A 16,813-nucleotide genomic window follows, 5' to 3' on the forward strand; every position below is an offset into this window, starting at 1 on the left:
CGCGTCGTGACCACCGTCCGGCTTCCGCTCTTCCCCCTGAACTCGGTGCTTTTCCCGGGACTCGTGCTTCCTCTGAACATCTTCGAGGAGCGCTATCGCGCCATGATGCGCGATTTGCTCAAGACCCCTGAGGAGGAACCGCGCCGGTTCGCCGTCGTCGCCATCCGCGACGGCCACGAGGTCGCGCCCACCGCACCCGGCATGCCGGACCAGACCGCCGTGCCCGAGCGCGGGGCCGCCGCCGGTTTCGGCGACGACCCCGCCAAGGCCTTCCACGAGGTGGGCTGCATCGCGGACGCGGCGACCATCCGGGAGCGCGCCGACGGCAGCTTCGAGGTGCTGGCGACGGGGACGACGCGGGTGCGGCTGCTGTCGGTGGACGCGTCCGGCCCGTTCCTCACGGCCGAACTGGAGGAACTGCCCGAGGAGCCCGGCGAGGAGGCGGGTGCGCTCGCCGAGGGCGTCCTGCGGGCCTTCCGCCAGTACCAGAAGCGCCTGGCGGGCGCGCGCGAACGCTCCCTGTCCACGGGCGCCGACCTCCCGGACGAACCGGCGGTGGTCTCCTACCTCGTGGCGGCCGCCGTGATGCTGGACATCCCGGCGAAGCAGCAGCTGCTGCAGACCCCCGACACCGCGTCGCGCCTGCGTGCGGAGCTGAAACTGCTGCGCGCGGAGACCGCGATCATCCGTAATCTGCCGTCGTTGCCGGCGTCGGACCTGACGCGCGGCCCGACAAGTCTCAACTGACAACTGAGGCGACTCAACTGAAGTAAGGCGTCCGCACCTTGGCGAAGAAGTCGAAGAAGCAGCAGCAGTCCGGGGGCACCCCTGCGACGGTGGCCCTGACGGCGGCGGGCGTCTCGTACACGGTGCACGCGTACGAGCACGACCCCTCGCACCCCTCCTACGGCGAGGAGGCCGCCGAGGCGATGGGCGTCTCGCCGGACCGGGTCTTCAAGACGCTGGTCGCGGACGTGGACGGCTCCCTCGTCGTCGCCGTGGTCCCGGTGGCCGGCTCCCTCGACCTGAAGGCCCTGGCCACGGCGGTGGGCGGCAAGCGCGCCGCCATGGCCGACCCGGCAGCCGCCGAACGCACCACCGGCTACGTCCGCGGCGGCATCTCCCCTCTGGGCCAGCGCAAGAAACTCCCCACGGTGCTGGACGCCTCGGCCTCCGCCCACGCCACGATCTGCGTCTCGGCGGGCCGTCGCGGCCTGGAGGTCGAACTCACCCCCGCCGACCTGACGGCCCTCACGGAAGCGGTCTCCGCCCACGTCGCCCGTGCGTGACCCCTCGACGTACCTCCCGTCCTCGGCTAAGCACGAGAGACATGTCGAAGAAAACCCGCAAACGCAAGTGGCGCATCAAGAAACACCGCGCAAACCACGGCCGTCGCCCGGCATGACCAACGTTTCCCCGCGCCCCCTAAGGGGGCGCGGGGAACTGCGCGAGCAACCCCCACCGCCCCGCAGACGAACTCTCATAAGGGGCGCGGGGAACGGCGCAATCTTTTAAGCGGGGGCCTGGGGGCGCAGCCCCCAGGGATGGGACGGGTAGGGGCGGCGGGGGCGAAACCCCCTGCCTAACCGGCCGGAGGCGCCGCGTACGGGTCAGGATCCCGCGGCCCGAACAACGCGGTGAGCCCGAGATGCACCACCAGCCCCGCCAGCGACCACGCCAGCAAGGCCCCCTTCGCCCCAAGCTTCAACGGCGCGGAGAAGGTAACCCCCTTGCCCACAGCCTTGGCATGAGCGACCACGTCCTGCGTGGGCCCGAGCCAGACCCCGACCCGCCACGCCAGCAGCGACCCGAGCAGCCCCCCAACGGCCAGCGCCACAACCAGCGGCACACCCCCACGCCGCCGCACCAGAAACAGGCACAGCGCACTGACCGCACCGAACCCCAGCGCAAGCAGAGTGAACGTTCCATCAACCCCGATGGCCTGCTCGCCCTCGGTGTCCTTCAGATACACCGCGCTGGCGTCCGCGATCAGCGGCACATGCGGCGCCAGCCACGACCACAGCACCCCGAGCAGCACCCCGGCGAGCGCCACAGCCACCGTCATCACGGCGGCCTCCCGCACTTCGGTCTTCATCCCGGGACCGTCCTGTCCATACGAGACTTCATACGCGGCCCGGTACGCGGCGGGAGCCGCGTCCCCAGGAACGGGCGAAGCCTGCCAGGCACTGTGCGGAGACGGTTCATGCGGCGGCGGAGGCGGAGTCAACGGAGCGGTCACCCTGACATCGTGCCAGGCCCGGCTGTCCGCCGCGTCACCGGACGGCTGCCCGGCGGTACGCCCAGGTCGCCAGGGCCAGCGAGGCCACCCCGACACCGGCACAGACGGCCAGGTCACCGAGGACGGCGGCCCAGTCGGGATGCGCCCCGAACGTGCGCGCGAAGGCCTCGACGCCGTAGGTCGACGGCAGCAGATCACGGGCGTACTGCACGACGGTCGGCATCCGGTCCCCCGGCAGCACCCCCAGCAGCAGCGCCGCCGACATGCCCAGCTGCCCGAGCAGCGTGGCGAGTTCGGGCCGGGGCGCGAGCAGTCCGAAGGCGGCCCCCAGCCCGGCGAGGGCGGCGCCCGCGAGCGGGATGACCGCGGCGAGCACCCACAGGTGCGCCAGCGGCAGCCCGAAGAGCACACACCCGAAGCCGGCGGTGACGACGGCCCCGGGCACGGTGAAGGACGCGTACGCGCCCGCCGCGCCGAGCACCACGGCGGCCGGCGGCACCGGCAGCGTCGCGTAGTGGTCGAGCCCTCCGCTGGCCCGCAGCTGCCCGAAGTACTGGGCGAGGAGGTTGAGGGCGACGAAGGCGACGACGAGGACCGTCGACCCGGCCACCACGGCCCGTGCCTCGCCGCCGCCGTCCGTCACACCCCGCATCATGATCATGATGCCGACGGACTGGAAGGTGGCCACGAACAGCAGCGGGATCCGCGCGACGCGCGCCCGGGAGAGCTGCGCCCGGTACACGGCGGCCAGCGACGGCCACAGCCGCGCACGCGGCCCCAGCTCCGCGGCATCGCCGGCGTTCTCCGCCACGGGCAGCGCACTGCCCGGCAGAACTCCAGCGGGTACGACACTCACGTCGAGCTGCTCCCCTTCACTCCGGCAGCCGTCCTGTTCCCAACGTCCGCAGCCTCCCACGGGTTCCGTACATCTGCGGCTCCCGCCTCCCGTACGGTTCCCGGGCGCCTCGTGCTCACGCCTTCACCAGCCCCTGGGTATTGCCCCCGAGCGCGAGGTACACGTCCTCCAGGCTCGGCGTGGCCAGGGTGAAGTCGTCGAGGGCGGCGAAGGCGGCGCCTCCGGTGACCGTGGCGACGGCCGCGCGGGCCTCCTCGGGGGCGAGCCGCAGGATCCAGCGGCGGCCCGACTCGACGGCGCGGGCGCGCAACGCGGCCACCTCGGGGACGTCGAGCGGAGCACTCTCGCGCCAGACGAGCTCGACCCGTACCTCGCCCGCGACCCGCTCCTTCAGCCCGGCCGGGGTGTCGCAGGCGATGACGCGGCCCTTGTCGAGGACGGCGACCCGGTCGAGGACGGTCTCGGCCTCGATGACGTTGTGGGTGACCAGCAGGACGGTCGTACCGCGTTCGGCCCGGCGCCGGTCGACGGCGGCCCAGACGGCCCGGCGGGCGAGGGGGTCCATACCGGTGGTCGGCTCGTCGAGGACGAGCAGCGGCCGCTCCCCCACGAGCGCGGCGGCGACGCAGGCGAGCCGCCGCTCCCCGCCGGAGAGCTTCTTCAGTACGCGGGAGGCGAGCGGCGCGAGGCCCAGTTCGTCGAGTACGGCGTCCCGCTCGGCCCGCGCCTCGCGAAGCTCCAGCCCGCGCAGCCGCCCGGTCGTCTCCGCGGCGAGCGACACGGTCAGTTCGTCCAGGGCGGTGGACTCCTGCCCGAGGTACGCGAGAATCCGCGCGGCCCGCTCAGGGTGACGCACGATGTCGTGGCCGAGAATCTCGACGCTGCCGCTGTCGGGCCGCATGAGCCCGGTCAGCTGCCGCACGAGCGTGGACTTACCGGCACCGTTCGGCCCGAGCAGCCCGAAGATCTCGCCGCGCCGAATATCCAGACGCACCCCGTCGACGGCCCGCACCTCAGGTGTACCCGGAGTGCCACGCCGTCCCCGCACAGCCGGATAGGTCTTGCTCAGCGCGCGCACCGAGCACACGACATCGCCCCTGTGCCCATCCCGGACTGCCCCTGCCGTGCGCGTACTCACGAAGGACGAGCCTACGGGGTCCGATGCCCCGTTATGCGCCCGGGGCTGCCTCAAGGAGCGCCCCGTAAGGGGCGCGAGGCTGTGACATTGTGCGGCTCCGCCGCGTGGGCGCGACCAGCCCCCACCGCCCCGCAGCCAAAATCCCACCGGGGCACAGGGGCGCAGCCCCGTGCCGTCAGGGGCGCGAGGAACTGCGCGACCAGCCCCCACCGCCCCGCAGCCAAACGAGCGTGTCACTCCCCCACAGGCGCATGCTCCGCCGCCGTACGCACATCGATCTCCCGCCAGAACCCCGCCCGGATCGCATACCGATCATGCTCATCGATCTGGTCGTCCTTGTGCGCCAGCAGCCCGAAACGGGCCGCATACCGCAGCAGCTCCCCGTCCACCCGATGCGGAATCCGCGGATACATCGTGGACAGCTTCGGCACATGGCTCTGGTCGGTGAGCCGCTCCATCCACCGCCGCGCGAACACCTGTCCGACCTCGTACGGATCGCCACCCACCGTGGTGATGTCCTCCTCCCGGTCCGCCCACCGCTGCTCGGCGGAGGTGAGCTGGGCGAGGGTGGGCAGCGCGGCGGCCTCCGCCGACTCCGTGGCGCCCCCGGGCCGCTCGACCCACCCCTTGTCCGAGGACCAGCGCAGCGTCGCGCTGGCGGGGTGCTGGGCGGCCTGTGTGCCGGGTCCGCGCAGCGCGGCCAGGTCCTTGGGGGTGGGGACGCCCTTGGGCGTGGGTACGCGCTCCTCGGTGCCGTTGGGCGACTCGGCCGCCGAGTGGTGTTCCGTCTCCGGCGCGGACCGCTCCGCCGCCGCGGTGAGCGCCGACTCGGGCAGCGGCGCGGAGAGGATCGCGGCGATCTCGGGGCGCGGCGCGGGTGGCGGCGCGCAGATCCCGCCGAGCTCCTTGGCGCGTACGGCCTTGGTGATCCAGGACCGGTCGAGCACGCGCCGCTCGTCGGCCTCGGCCACCAGGTCCTCGGACTGGTTGTAGTCGCCGTCCGCAGCCTGCACGGCCCACAGGTGTACGGCGACCCCGTGCTCCTTGGCGGCCATCATGCCCGGCAGCAGATCCCCGTCGCCGGTCACCAGGACCACGTCGGAGCAGGCGCGGTTGCGCGCCAGCTCGGTCAGCTCGGCGTGCATGGCGGCGTCGACGCCCTTCTGCGCCCACCGCCCGTCGCTACGGGTCAGGGCGCCCAGGCGCACCGTCACGCGCGGCATCACGCGCAGCCTGCGGTGCTCCGGCTGCGGTACACGGTCGGGGGCGCCGTCGAACCAGTAGATGCGCAGCAGGGGCCGCTCCGTGTCGGACTCGGCGCGCTCGCGCAGGCCCTGGATGAGGGCGGCGTGGTCGACGGTGATCCGGGAGCGGGAGGAATCCCCGGCGAGAAGACTGGCAGCAGCCCCGAGCAGATACCCGGCGTCCACCAGGACGATGCAGCGGTCCACTCGATCCACCCTCTTTCCGGGAGGTTTGCTTCGGGCTTCCTTCGAGTCTGCCCGACCGCGCGGAGGTTAACGGCCGGAACTCGATCTTCGGCGTGGCGTATCGAGAGAACGCTCCCCGACAGGGCTTATTACGCACGGTAATTCTCCGAAATGCGCCGCTTGTCAGCCTATGTGAATCTGGTCGCGGCCCTGGCCCCTAGATCCCCCTCAGGAGGCAGATCCCCATGGCCAAGAACAAGAACCGCAAGCAGGGCACCCAGCAGGACCGCTCCTCGCAGGCCGAGCGTGCACAGGAGCAGGCGCAGCGTTCTTCGTCGGAGGCACAGCAGTCGCCGATGTCGCAGGCGCAGGGCAGCCCGGCGGATGTTGCCCGTAAGCACCAGAAGCGCTTCGGCCACAACTGAGGCCACGCGCAGGGCTGTTGAAGCCCGACCGGGCTATTGAAGCCCAGGCACACACCGAGGGGCGCATCCCATCGCGGATGCGCCCCTCGCGTACTTCAGTTGACGGGTGTCAGCCCGCCTCGTACCAGCCCGCCCCGTCGCAGGCCGCCGTGTCTCAGCCCGCCAGGCAGGACGGGCCCAGCAGCACCTTCAGGTCACCGAAGAGCGCCGGATCCGGCTTCACGCGGTGCCGGTCGAGCCGCAGCACCGTCGTCTTGCTCGGGCCCTGGAGCCTGATGCGGACCTCGCTCTCGCCCTTGTGGTGGCTGAGGATCTCACCGAGGCGGCTGACCATGGGCGGGGTGACCTTGAGCGCCGGGATGGTGAGGATCACGGGCGCGTTGGTGCCCGCGTTCGACAGGTCCGGGACCTGGAGCTCCATCGCGACGAGCCGCGGCACGTCCTCGCGCTTGTCGAGGCGGCCCTTGACGAACACGACGGCGTCCTCGACGAGTTGGGTCGACACCAGCTGGTACGTCGCCGGGAAGAACATGCACTCGATGGAGCCCGCGAGGTCCTCCACCGTGGCGATGGCCCAGGCGTTGCCCTGCTTGGTCATCTTGCGCTGGAGGCCCGAGATGATGCCGCCGATGGTGACCACCGCGCCGTCCGCGTGCTCACCTCCGGTGAGCTGGGAGATGCCCGCGTCGGCCTTGTCGGACAGGACGTGCTCCAGGCCGAAGAGCGGGTGGTCGGAGACGTACAGACCGAGCATCTCCCGCTCCTGGGCGAGCAGATAGGCCTTGTCCCACTCATCGGTCGTGAACTCCACGTCGAGCCCGAAGCCGGGCTCGCTGGTCTCCTCCTCGCCCATCCCTCCGAAGAGGTCGAACTGGCCCTCGGCCTCCTTGCGCTTGACCGCCACCACGTTGTCGATCATCGGCTCGAACTGCGCGGTGAGGCCCTTGCGGGTGTGCCCCATCGTGTCGAACGCGCCCGCCTTGATCAGCGATTCCGTGGTGCGCTTGTTGCAGGCGACCGCCTCGACCTTGTCGAGGTAGTCCGGGAAGGAGGCGTACTTCCCCTTGGCCTTGCGGCTCTTGATGATCGACTCGACGACGTTCGTACCGACGTTGCGGACGGCGGAGAGGCCGAAGAGGATCACGTCGTCGCCCTGGGCGGCGAAGTTCTGCTCCGACTCGTTGACGTTGGGCGGCAGCACCTTGATGCCCATGCGCCGGCACTCGTTCAGATAGATCGCGGACTTGTCCTTGTCGTCCTTGACCGAGGTGAGCAGGCCGGCCATGTACTCGGCCGGGAAGTTCGCCTTCAGGTACGCGGTCCAGTACGAGACCAGTCCGTACGCGGCCGAGTGGGCCTTGTTGAAGGCGTAGCCGGCGAAGGGGACCAGTACGTCCCACAGGCCCTGGATCGCCTCGTCGCTGTAGCCGTTCTTCTTGGCGCCGGCCTGGAAGATGGTGAAGTTCTTCGCCAGCTCGTCGGGCTTCTTCTTGCCCATCACGCGGCGCAGGATGTCGGCCTCGCCGAGCGAGTACCCGGCGATGATCTGGGCGGCCTTCTGTACCTGCTCCTGGTAGACGATCAGGCCGTAGGTGACCGCCAGGACCTCTTCGAGGGGCTCTTCGAGCTCCTTGTGGATCGGCGTGATCTCCTGCAGCTTGTTCTTGCGCAGGGCGTAGTTCGTGTGCGAGTCCATGCCCATCGGGCCGGGACGGTAGAGCGCCGAGACGGCGGAGATGTCTTCGAAGTTGTCGGGCTTCATCAGGCGCAGCAGCGAGCGCATGGGGCCGCCGTCGAACTGGAAGACGCCGAGGGTGTCGCCGCGCTGGAGCAGTTCGAAGGTCTGCGGGTCGTCGAGCGGCAGGGCCAGCAGGTCGAGGTCGATGCCCTTGTTGGCCTTCACCATCTTGACGGCGTCGTCCATGATGGTCAGGTTGCGCAGGCCCAGGAAGTCCATCTTCAGCAGGCCGAGCGACTCGCACTGCGGGTAGTCCCACTGCGTGATGGTCACGCCGTCCGTGTGCCGCACCCAGATGGGGGCGTGGTCGACGATGGGCTCGCTGGACATGATGACGCCGGCGGCGTGCACGCCCATCTGCCGGACCAGGCCCTCGACGCCCTTGGCGGTGTCGATGACCTTCTTCACGTCCGGCTCGTTCTCGTACATCGCCCGGATCTCGCCGGCCTCGCCGTAGCGCGGGTGCGAGGGGTCGGTGATGCCGCTGAGGTCGATGCCCTTGCCCAGGACGTCGGCGGGCATCGCCTTGGTGAGCCGGTCGCCCATGGCGTACGGGTAGCCCAGCACGCGCGCGGAGTCCTTGATGGCGTTCTTCGCCTTGATCTTGCCGTACGTGCCGATCATGGCGACCTTGTCGGCGCCGTACTTCTCTGTCACATACCTGATCACTTCGACGCGCCGACGCTCGTCGAAGTCGATGTCGACGTCGGGCATGGAGACGCGCTCGGGGTTGAGGAACCGCTCGAAGATCAGGCCGTGCGGGATCGGGTCGAGGTCGGTGATGCCCATGGCGTACGCGACGATCGAACCGGCCGCGGAACCACGGCCCGGGCCCACCGCGATGCCCTGCTTCTTGGCCCACATGATGAAGTCGGCGACGACGAGGAAGTACCCCGGGAACCCCATCTGGATGATGACGTCCATCTCGTACTCGACCTGCTTCTGGCGGTCGTCGGGGATGCCGCCGGGGAAGCGGCGCTCCATGCCGAGGCGGACCTCCTCCTTGAACCAGGTGACCTCGGTGAACCCCTCGGGGATGTCGAACTTCGGCATGAGGTTCTTCGCCTCGAACATGCCGGCGGTGTCGATCTGCTCGGCGACCAGGAGGGTGTTGGCGCAGCCCTCCTGCCAGGCGTCCGAGGAGTCGATGGCGTACATCTCGTCCGTGGACTTCAGGTAGTAGCCGGTGCCGTCGAAGCGGAAGCGGTCCGGGTCGGAGAGGTTCTTGCCGGTCTGGATGCACAGCAGGGCGTCGTGCGCGGTCGCCTCGTGCGCGTACGTGTAGTGCGAGTCGTTCGTCACCAGGGGCGGGATGCCGAGCTTCTTGCCGATCTCCAGGAGGCCGTCGCGGACCCGGCGCTCGATCTCGATGCCGTGGTCCATCAGCTCCAGGAAGTACCGGTCCTTGCCGAAGATGTCCTGGTACTCGGCGGCCGCCTTCAGGGCCTCGTCGTACTGGCCGAGGCGCAGCCGGGTCTGGAGCTCTCCGGAGGGGCAGCCGGTGGAGGCGATGAGCCCCTCGGACCACTGGGAGATGGTCTCCTTGTCCATGCGCGGCCACTTCTGGAGCCAGCCCTCGGCGTACGCGTCCGAGGAGAGCCGGAAGAGGTTGTGCAGGCCCGTACTGTTGGCCGCCCAGATCGTCTTGTGCGTGTAACCACCCGAACCGGACACGTCGTCGCGCTTCTGGTGGGGCTGACCCCACTGGATCTTGCGCTTGTTGCGCCGGGACTCCGGAGCGACGTACGCCTCGATGCCGATGATCGGCGTGACGCCCGCCTTCTTCGCCGTGTGGAAGAAGTCATACGCCCCGTGGAGGTTGCCGTGGTCGCTCATGGCGATATGGGTCATGCCCATTTCATTGCAGGCATTGAACATGTCCTTGAGCCGCGCGGCACCGTCCAGCAGCGAGTACTGGGTATGGACGTGCAGGTGCGTGAACGGCGGCTTTGACACGGCTTCGGCCTCCAAGAAGAACGATCGGCGACAGGCTGCGGACAGTCTGGGGGGACAGCGTCGAAGTCTATGACGCGGGACTGACACTCGGCGGGCGATCAGCCGTACCTTCGTGCGGGTACCCGGGCACTCCCGCGTACCTTCGTCCGTTGGAAGTGGACGGACCAGCCGTCCTGGGGGACGGCGTGTCCGTCCTGCCAAATCACCGCACCACCTGCACCAGGAGGCACCCCGCGATGTCGGTTCCGCAGCTCAGCGCCGAGCAACGCGGCGAGCAGATCCTCGCCGTCTTCGACACCGCCTTCGGCGAGCTCCTGGCCGCCGATCCGGCCGCGTTCCGCGTGAAGTTCCGCAAGATGGCGGCCTCCGCCTTCGCGTTCTACCGGGGCACGGCGGGCCTCTTCTACCACGACCTCGACCAGGAAAAGCGGGGCGGACCGTACCTCGACGAGCGGACCTCCCGGGTCTGGATCCACGGCGACCTGCACGCCGAGAACTTCGGCACGTACATGGACGCCCAGGGCCGCCTGATCTTCAATGTGAACGACTTCGACGAGGCGTACGTCGGCCCCTTCACCTGGGACCTCAAGCGCTTCGCGGCCTCCGTGGCGCTCATCGGGTACGCGAAGGCGCTCAGCGACGAGCAGATCACCGAGCTGGTCACGGTGTACGCGGGCGCGTACCGCGAGCGCATCCACGCCCTCGCCACCGGCGCCAAGAGCGACGAGGTGCCGCCCTTCACCCTGGACACCGCCGAGGGCCCGCTCCTGGACGCGCTGCGCGACGCCCGCTCGCTGACCCGCTTCGGGCTGCTCGACTCGATGACCGAGATCCGTGACTTCGAGCGCCGCTTCGCGCCCGGCGGCGGCTCCATCGAGCTGGACGCGGCCACCCGCTACAAGGTGCTCGCGGCGTTCGACGGCTACCTGGAGACGCTCCCGGAGTCCTCCCTGGACCGCCCGGACTCCTACCGCGTGAAGGACGTCGTGGGCCGCCGCGGCATCGGCATCGGCTCGGCCGGTCTGCCGTCGTACAACATCCTTCTGGAGGGCAACAGCGACGCCCTGGAGAACGATGTCGTGATCTACATCAAGCAGGCCCAGACCCCGGCCGTCTCCCGGCACATCACGGACTCCTCGATCCGCGAGTACTTCCAGCACGAGGGCCACCGCACGGTGATCTCCCAGCGCGCCCTCCAGGCGCACGCCGACCCGTGGCTGGGCTGGACCGAGCTGGACGGCGCCGGGCAGCTGGTCGCCGAGGTGTCGCCGTACGCGGTGGACCTGGACTGGGGCGACATCGACGACCCGGAGGAGATCGCCTCGGTCGTCGCGGACCTCGGCCGGGCCACGGCCACGATGCACGCGGCGGCGGACGACGAGAGCGGCCACTCGGAGCTGGTGCCGTTCTCCACGGAGCGGGCCATCGACGCGGCGATCGCGGCCGACGAGGACGGCTTCGCGGGCCTCCTGGTGGACTTCGCGCACAGCTACGGCGCACGCGCGCGTGCCGATCACCAGATCTTCGTGGATCTCTTCCGCAACGGCCGGATCCCGGGCCTGTAGAGACATTCGGACGTCCGTACGCCGCTGCCGGTCCTCCGGTAGCGGTCCCACAACGCTCCCGTAACGCACAGGAACTCTTTAGGGGTCCCTTACGGGAGCGCGTGGGAGACTCTCCTCCGCTATGGACATATCCGGGACCCAGCTCAGAGCCGTGCGCGCGGCGCTGTTCACGGCCTTCGTCGTGACGCTCTCCACCGCGTCGCACGTCCTGCTGTCCCGGGTCCCGCTGCCGCTGAGCACCGTGGCCGCGATCGCCGCCGCCGTCTTCGTCATCGCGTACGCGCTGGCCGGCCGCGAGCGCGGCTTCGGGCGGATCGCGGCCCTGCTGATCCCGCTGGAGCTGGCCGCCGACACCGTGTTCACCACGGGACAGCACGTCTGTTACGGCAGGGCGGGCGGCCCGGTCGCGGGCCCGCTGCGCTCGGTCGGCTTCGACCTCCTGTGCGGCGGCGGCACTGTCGGCACCCCGCTGGCCCGCGTGACCGGCGGCAGCACCGACCGCGCGGCGGCCCTGCTCGCGCACGCCGACCCGGCCGCCGCCTGGCTGCTGCTCGGCGCGCACGTCGGCGTCGGGCTCCTCGCGGCGGCCTGGCTGCGCCGCGGCGAGCGGGCCCTGGACCAGCTGCTGCGCGCGGTGGCCGCGGCCACCTTCCGGCCGCTGCTGATCGCGGTCGCCGCGGTGACCGTACGGCTCGCTCCGGTCCGCCGGCTGCCGCGCACCGCGCGCCGGGCGGCCACCGCCCGTACGCGCCTTTTCGTGCACTCCCTGGGACGGCGTGGACCGCCGTGCTCGGTCGCTTTCGCGTGAGCAAGTCCGCCTGAGCGACGTCATCTGAGCACCAGCAGTCCCCCTACGTATCCCGCGTACGGCATGTGCGCGTCCCACATGGAGATCACCAATATGAGCCAGCGGAACAGCAAGGCCGCGAAGACGGCAGCCCGTGAGCGCCTGCGCGAGGAGCGCGAGCGCCAGGCCAAGCGCGACAAGGTCAAGCGGCAGGTCATCGTCGCCTGCTCCGCCGTCGGCGTCCTCGCGATAGCCGGCGGCATCGGCTACGCCGTGGTGCAGAACAACAAGCCGACCTACTGGGAGGCGGCCAAGAACGACAAGCTCGTGAAGCCGGCCAACACCACCGGCACCAACGGCACGACGGTCGTCGTCGGCAAGAGCACCGCCAAGAAGACCCTCGTGGAGTACGAGGACCCGCGCTGCCCGATCTGCGCCCAGTTCGAGCAGACCGTCGGCGCGACCGTGAAGACGGACCTCGACGCCGGCAAGTACAAGATCCAGTACATCGGCGCCACGTTCATCGACAACAACGGCGCGGGCGAGGGGTCCAAGAACGCGCTCAGCGCCCTCGGCGCCGCCCTGAACGTGAGCCCCGAGGCCTTCTTCGAGTACAAGAGCGCGCTCTACTCGACGAAGTACCACCCGGAGGAGACGGACGACAAGTTCAAGAGCGACGCCTACCTGATCAAGGTCGCGAACACCGTGTCCGCTCTGAAGAACAACACGGCGTTCCAGAAGGCCGTGAAGGAGGGCACCTACGACAAGTGGGCGCTCACCATGTCCGAGAAGTTCAACAAGAGCGGTGTGACCGGAACGCCGACCTTCAAGATGGACGGCAAGACGCTGACCGGCTCGGACGGCAACGCCCCGATGACGGTCGCGGACTTCACCACGGCGATCGACGCGGCGCTGAAGGCCTGAGCCACCGGCACCCCCTGACGGGCGCGTTGGGCGACCAGCTCTCGAAGAGCGGGCGAACTTTTGCCAGTTCGCCCGCTCTTGGCTTGTACTGATCGGTAACCTCATCGCCCGTGACCAGTCGATACAGATCTTCCGAGCCGCACAACGTTCCGGGCGCCGTCAACTCCCGCGCCCCGCGCCGCCGTACGGTCGTCAAGGCCGCGGCCGCCACCGCCGTCCTCGCCGCCCCGCTCGCGGCCGCGCTGCCCGCCCGTGCCGCCACCGAGGCACCGGCCTTCCTGCACGGCGTCGCCTCCGGTGACCCGCTGCCCGAGGGCATCCTGCTGTGGACGCGGGTGACGCCCACCTCCGAGGCGATACCCGGCTCCGGGCTCGGCCCGGACACCGAGGTCAGCTGGACCGTCGCCAAGGACAAGGCGTTCAGCACGATCGTCGCCAAGGGCTCCACCACCGCGTCGGCCGCCTCCGACCACACCGTCAAGGCGGACATCCGCGGCCTGGAACCGGCCACCGACTACTGGTTCCGCTTCTCCGCCGGGGGCACCGACTCCCCCGTCGCCCGCACCCGCACCGCCCCGGCCGCCGACGCCGCCGTGACCGGTCTGCGCTTCGGCGTGGTCTCCTGCGCCAACTGGGAGGCCGGCTACTTCTCCCCGTACCGCCACCTCGCCGCGCGCGGCGACCTGGACGCCTGGCTGCACCTGGGCGACTACATCTACGAGTACAAGTCCGGCGAGTACGCGGCGCGCGGCACGGTCGTACGGCCGCACGCCCCTGCCAACGAGATCCTCACCCTCGCCGACTACCGCACCCGGCACGGCCGTTACAAGACCGACCCGGACCTCCAGTCCCTGCACCACAAGGCGCCCGTCGTCGCGATCTGGGACGACCACGAGTTCGCCGACAACGCCTGGTCGGGCGGCGCGGTCAACCACACCGAGGGCGCCGAGGGCACCTGGACGGCCCGCCAGGCCGCCGCGAAGCAGGCCTACTTCGAGTGGATGCCGGTGCGTCCCGCGATCGAGGGCACCACCTACCGCCGGCTGCGCTTCGGCAAGCTCGCCGACCTCTCCCTGCTCGACCTGCGGTCCTTCCGCTCGCAGCAGGCGTCCACCGCCAGCGGCTCGGTCGACGACCCGGACCGCACGATCACCGGCCGGGTCCAGCTCGACTGGCTGAAGGCCGGGCTCAAGGCCTCCGACACCAGCTGGCGCCTGGTCGGCAACTCGGTGATGATCTCGCCGTTCTCTGTGGGCTCGCTCCCCGCCGACCTGCTCAAGCCGCTCGCCAAGCTGCTCGGACTGCCGCAGGAGGGCATCGCCCTCAACACCGACCAGTGGGACGGCTACACGGACGACCGCCGCGAACTGCTCGCGCATCTGCGCTCCAACGCCATCCGCAACACGGTCTTCCTGACCGGCGACATCCACATGGCCTGGGCCAACGACGTGCCGGTCGACGCCGGTACCTACCCGCTGTCCGCCTCCGCCGCCACGGAGTTCGTCATCACCTCGGTCACCTCCGACAACCTCGACGACATCGTCAAGGTCCCGGAAGGCACCGTCTCCGCCGTGGCCTCGCCGATCATCCGCGCGGCCAACCGGCACGTCCACTGGGTCGACACCGACCGCCACGGCTACGGCGTCCTGGACATCACCGCCGACCGCGCGCAGATGGACTACTACGTGCTCTCCGACCGCACGGACCCGAACGCGACCTCGTCCTGGGTCCGTTCGTACCGCACGCGCAGCGGCACGCAGAAGGTGGAGCGGACGTACGACCCGGTGTGAGGCCACGACCCGGTGTGACGCCGTAGCGGCGCCTCCCGGAGGTCCCGGAGGCCTGGAGGCTCTGGCCTCCCAGCGGCGGCTCTACAGGCTGTCGAGGAAGCCGAGCGCCACCTTCCAGGTGGCCTCGGCCGCCTCGCCGTCGTAGTCGGGCAGGTCGGGGTCGGTGTAGAGGTGGCCGGCGCCGGCGTACCGGTAGATCTCCACATCGGCCCCGGTTCTCCGCATCTGCAGATACCAGGAGCTCAGCCAGTCGTCCGTCTCGAAGGCGTCGGGCTCGGCGACATGCAGCTGGACCGGCAGATCGTCCACCGACGCGCTCTGGGCGATGTCCGACGTGCCGTGCAGGAGCAGCAGCCCGCGGGCCTTCTCATCGCCCAGGGCCAGGGTCTGCGCGATGGAGGCGCCGAGCGAGAATCCCGCGTACACCAGGCCGCGCTCGGAGTAGGGCGCGGCGGCCAGGACCGCGCGCTTGAGGAGCTCGTCCTTGCCGATCTCCTCGTTGAAGGTCATGCCCTCCTCCACGGTCTCGAAGGTGCGCCCCTCGAAGAGGTCAGGCGTCCACACCTCGTGTCCCGCGGCGCGCAGCCGGTCCGCCGCCGCGCGCACCGCGGGCCGCAGCCCGTAGGTCGAGTGAAAGAGCATGATGTTCATGACCTCCATGGTGCCAGCCGGCGCTGACAACGCCGGGCCGGGACCGCACGGCCGGGCCGGGAGCAGATCTTCGGGCCGGGACCACATGTTCATGACGGCCCCTGGCCGGATACGGTCGGAGGCATGGAGAACGTACTGCGCCCGCTGATCGTCATCGGTGGCTCGGTCGTGCTCACGCTGCTCGTCGGGTGGGTCGTGGACCGCCTGCTGCGACGGGCCGACGACCGGCACCACGAGGCCACCCCGCTGTGGGGCCTGCTCCGCCGCGCCCGTGTCCCCTTCCAGCTCGTGCTGTTCGCGGCCCTGCTGAGAGGCTCCTACGACCGGGCGAAGCTCCTGACGGACCACCGGATCGGCGTCGGCCGGATCCTGACGCTGCTCCTCATCGGGTCCGTCGCATGGCTGTTGGTACGCATCGCGACGGCCATCGTCGAGACGTCCTACACCCGCTACGCGACCGCCCACCGCGACCCGGCGCGGGTCCGCCGGGTGCGCACGCAGGTGACGCTGATCCAGCGCGTGGTGTCCGCGATCGTCGCCGTGGTGGCGGTCGCGTCGATGCTGCTCACCTTCCCCGCGATGCGCGCCGCCGGTGCCTCGCTGCTGGCCTCGGCCGGCATCCTCGGCATCGTCGCCGGTGTCGCCGCGCAGTCCACGCTCGCCAACCTCTTCGCCGGGTTGCAGATCGCCTTCGGCGACATGGTCCGCCTCGGCGACACCGTCGTGGTGGACGGCGAGTGGGGCACGGTCGACGAGATCACGCTGACGTTCCTGACGGTACGGACGTGGGACGAGCGCCGGATCACCATGCCGGTCTCGTACTTCACCTCGAAACCCTTCGAGAACTGGTCGCGCGGCAGCGTCCAGATGACAGGCATCGTCTTCTTCCACGTCGACCACTCCGCGCCCGTGGAGGCGATGCGCGAGCAGCTGCGCGACATCCTGCGCGAGTGCCCGGCCTGGGACGGCCGTAACTTCGGCCTGGCCGTCACGGAGTCGACGCCCAACACCATGCAGGTACGCGCCCTGGTCACCGCGAAGGACCCGGACGACATCTGGACGGTACGGGTCACGGTCCGCGAGCGGATGATCCGCTGGCTGACCGAGGAGCACCCCTACGCACTCCCCCGCGTCAACACGGCGGACGCGGTGCTGCCGCCGGGCAGTACATCGCGTGCGGAGCGCGGCGATTCCGACGGGGCGGACGGGGCGGCAGCGCGTCCGGATCACGGCCGCACCGCACACGAACCACCACGGACGGGCCCCGGCCGCGGCTGAGACCACCACCACTGATCGCCAGGCCGCTGATCACTA

Annotated in this window: 14 protein-coding genes; 8 read left to right on the forward strand and 6 right to left on the reverse strand. The window is 70.2% G+C overall.

What is annotated here, in order from left to right; all coding sequences use genetic code 11:
* The first annotated feature begins 6 nt into the window (after window positions 1-6).
* Together AB5J50_RS13735 and ybaK are read left to right on the forward strand one after the other, a co-directional pair.
* Window positions 7-747 carry an LON peptidase substrate-binding domain-containing protein gene (locus AB5J50_RS13735; RefSeq protein WP_369257923.1) on the forward strand — a complete coding sequence of 247 codons (741 nt, stop codon included), beginning with the start codon at window positions 7-9 and terminating at the stop codon, window positions 745-747.
* 38 nt (window positions 748-785) lie between these two features.
* Window positions 786-1,289: a Cys-tRNA(Pro) deacylase gene (gene ybaK / locus AB5J50_RS13740; RefSeq protein ID WP_327428018.1), complete on the forward strand. Its 504-nt coding sequence runs from the start codon at window positions 786-788 to the stop codon at window positions 1,287-1,289.
* A 293-nt stretch (window positions 1,290-1,582) separates the two neighbouring features.
* Here the strand turns inward: ybaK and AB5J50_RS13745 are convergent, their stop codons facing one another.
* The 4 genes from AB5J50_RS13745 to AB5J50_RS13760 form a co-directional block, all read right to left on the reverse strand.
* Complete coding sequence (locus AB5J50_RS13745; protein ID WP_327428019.1) at window positions 1,583-2,239, reverse strand: AAA family ATPase; 657 nt, start codon at window positions 2,237-2,239, stop codon at window positions 1,583-1,585.
* Window positions 2,240-2,273: 34 nt separating this feature from the next.
* Window positions 2,274-3,095: an ABC transporter permease gene (locus AB5J50_RS13750; protein WP_327428020.1), complete on the reverse strand. Its 822-nt coding sequence runs from the start codon at window positions 3,093-3,095 to the stop codon at window positions 2,274-2,276.
* A 115-nt stretch (window positions 3,096-3,210) separates the two neighbouring features.
* The gene (locus AB5J50_RS13755) at window positions 3,211-4,182 is read right to left on the reverse strand and encodes an ABC transporter ATP-binding protein (RefSeq protein WP_369265386.1); all 972 of its coding nucleotides are present in this window, start codon (window positions 4,180-4,182) and stop codon (window positions 3,211-3,213) included.
* A gap of 284 nt (window positions 4,183-4,466) precedes the next feature.
* Window positions 4,467-5,684, reverse strand: coding sequence for an NYN domain-containing protein (locus AB5J50_RS13760; RefSeq protein ID WP_369257925.1), 1,218 nt, complete (start codon window positions 5,682-5,684; stop codon window positions 4,467-4,469).
* A gap of 224 nt (window positions 5,685-5,908) precedes the next feature.
* Between AB5J50_RS13760 and AB5J50_RS13765 the strand changes: the two genes are divergently transcribed.
* A complete protein-coding gene (locus AB5J50_RS13765) occupies window positions 5,909-6,088 on the forward strand; it encodes a hypothetical protein (RefSeq protein ID WP_369257927.1) in 180 nt (59 codons plus the stop codon).
* A 154-nt stretch (window positions 6,089-6,242) separates the two neighbouring features.
* Here the strand turns inward: AB5J50_RS13765 and dnaE are convergent, their stop codons facing one another.
* Window positions 6,243-9,782 carry a DNA polymerase III subunit alpha gene (gene dnaE / locus AB5J50_RS13770; RefSeq protein WP_369257929.1) on the reverse strand — a complete coding sequence of 1,180 codons (3,540 nt, stop codon included), beginning with the start codon at window positions 9,780-9,782 and terminating at the stop codon, window positions 6,243-6,245.
* A 236-nt stretch (window positions 9,783-10,018) separates the two neighbouring features.
* Between dnaE and AB5J50_RS13775 the strand changes: the two genes are divergently transcribed.
* From AB5J50_RS13775 to AB5J50_RS13790, 4 genes are all read left to right on the forward strand, one after another.
* The gene (locus tag AB5J50_RS13775; protein WP_369257931.1) at window positions 10,019-11,347 is read left to right on the forward strand and encodes a DUF2252 domain-containing protein; all 1,329 of its coding nucleotides are present in this window, start codon (window positions 10,019-10,021) and stop codon (window positions 11,345-11,347) included.
* Window positions 11,348-11,468: 121 nt separating this feature from the next.
* Window positions 11,469-12,155, forward strand: a complete 687-nt coding sequence (locus AB5J50_RS13780) for a hypothetical protein (RefSeq protein ID WP_327428025.1) — start codon at window positions 11,469-11,471, stop codon at window positions 12,153-12,155.
* A gap of 93 nt (window positions 12,156-12,248) precedes the next feature.
* Window positions 12,249-13,058, forward strand: a complete 810-nt coding sequence (locus AB5J50_RS13785; protein WP_369257933.1) for a thioredoxin domain-containing protein — start codon at window positions 12,249-12,251, stop codon at window positions 13,056-13,058.
* A 110-nt stretch (window positions 13,059-13,168) separates the two neighbouring features.
* On the forward strand, window positions 13,169-14,848 hold the full coding sequence (locus tag AB5J50_RS13790; protein WP_369257935.1) for an alkaline phosphatase: 1,680 nt from the start codon (window positions 13,169-13,171) through the stop codon (window positions 14,846-14,848).
* An 81-nt stretch (window positions 14,849-14,929) separates the two neighbouring features.
* Here the strand turns inward: AB5J50_RS13790 and AB5J50_RS13795 are convergent, their stop codons facing one another.
* Window positions 14,930-15,499, reverse strand: a complete 570-nt coding sequence (locus AB5J50_RS13795; protein ID WP_369257937.1) for a dienelactone hydrolase family protein — start codon at window positions 15,497-15,499, stop codon at window positions 14,930-14,932.
* Window positions 15,500-15,622: 123 nt separating this feature from the next.
* Between AB5J50_RS13795 and AB5J50_RS13800 the strand changes: the two genes are divergently transcribed.
* A complete protein-coding gene (locus tag AB5J50_RS13800) occupies window positions 15,623-16,777 on the forward strand; it encodes a mechanosensitive ion channel family protein (RefSeq protein ID WP_369257939.1) in 1,155 nt (384 codons plus the stop codon).
* Window positions 16,778-16,813: the final 36 nt, after the last annotated feature.

It is taken from the genome of Streptomyces sp. R35, from assembly GCF_041053035.1.
In the GTDB taxonomy this organism is placed as follows: domain Bacteria; phylum Actinomycetota; class Actinomycetes; order Streptomycetales; family Streptomycetaceae; genus Streptomyces; species Streptomyces lutosisoli.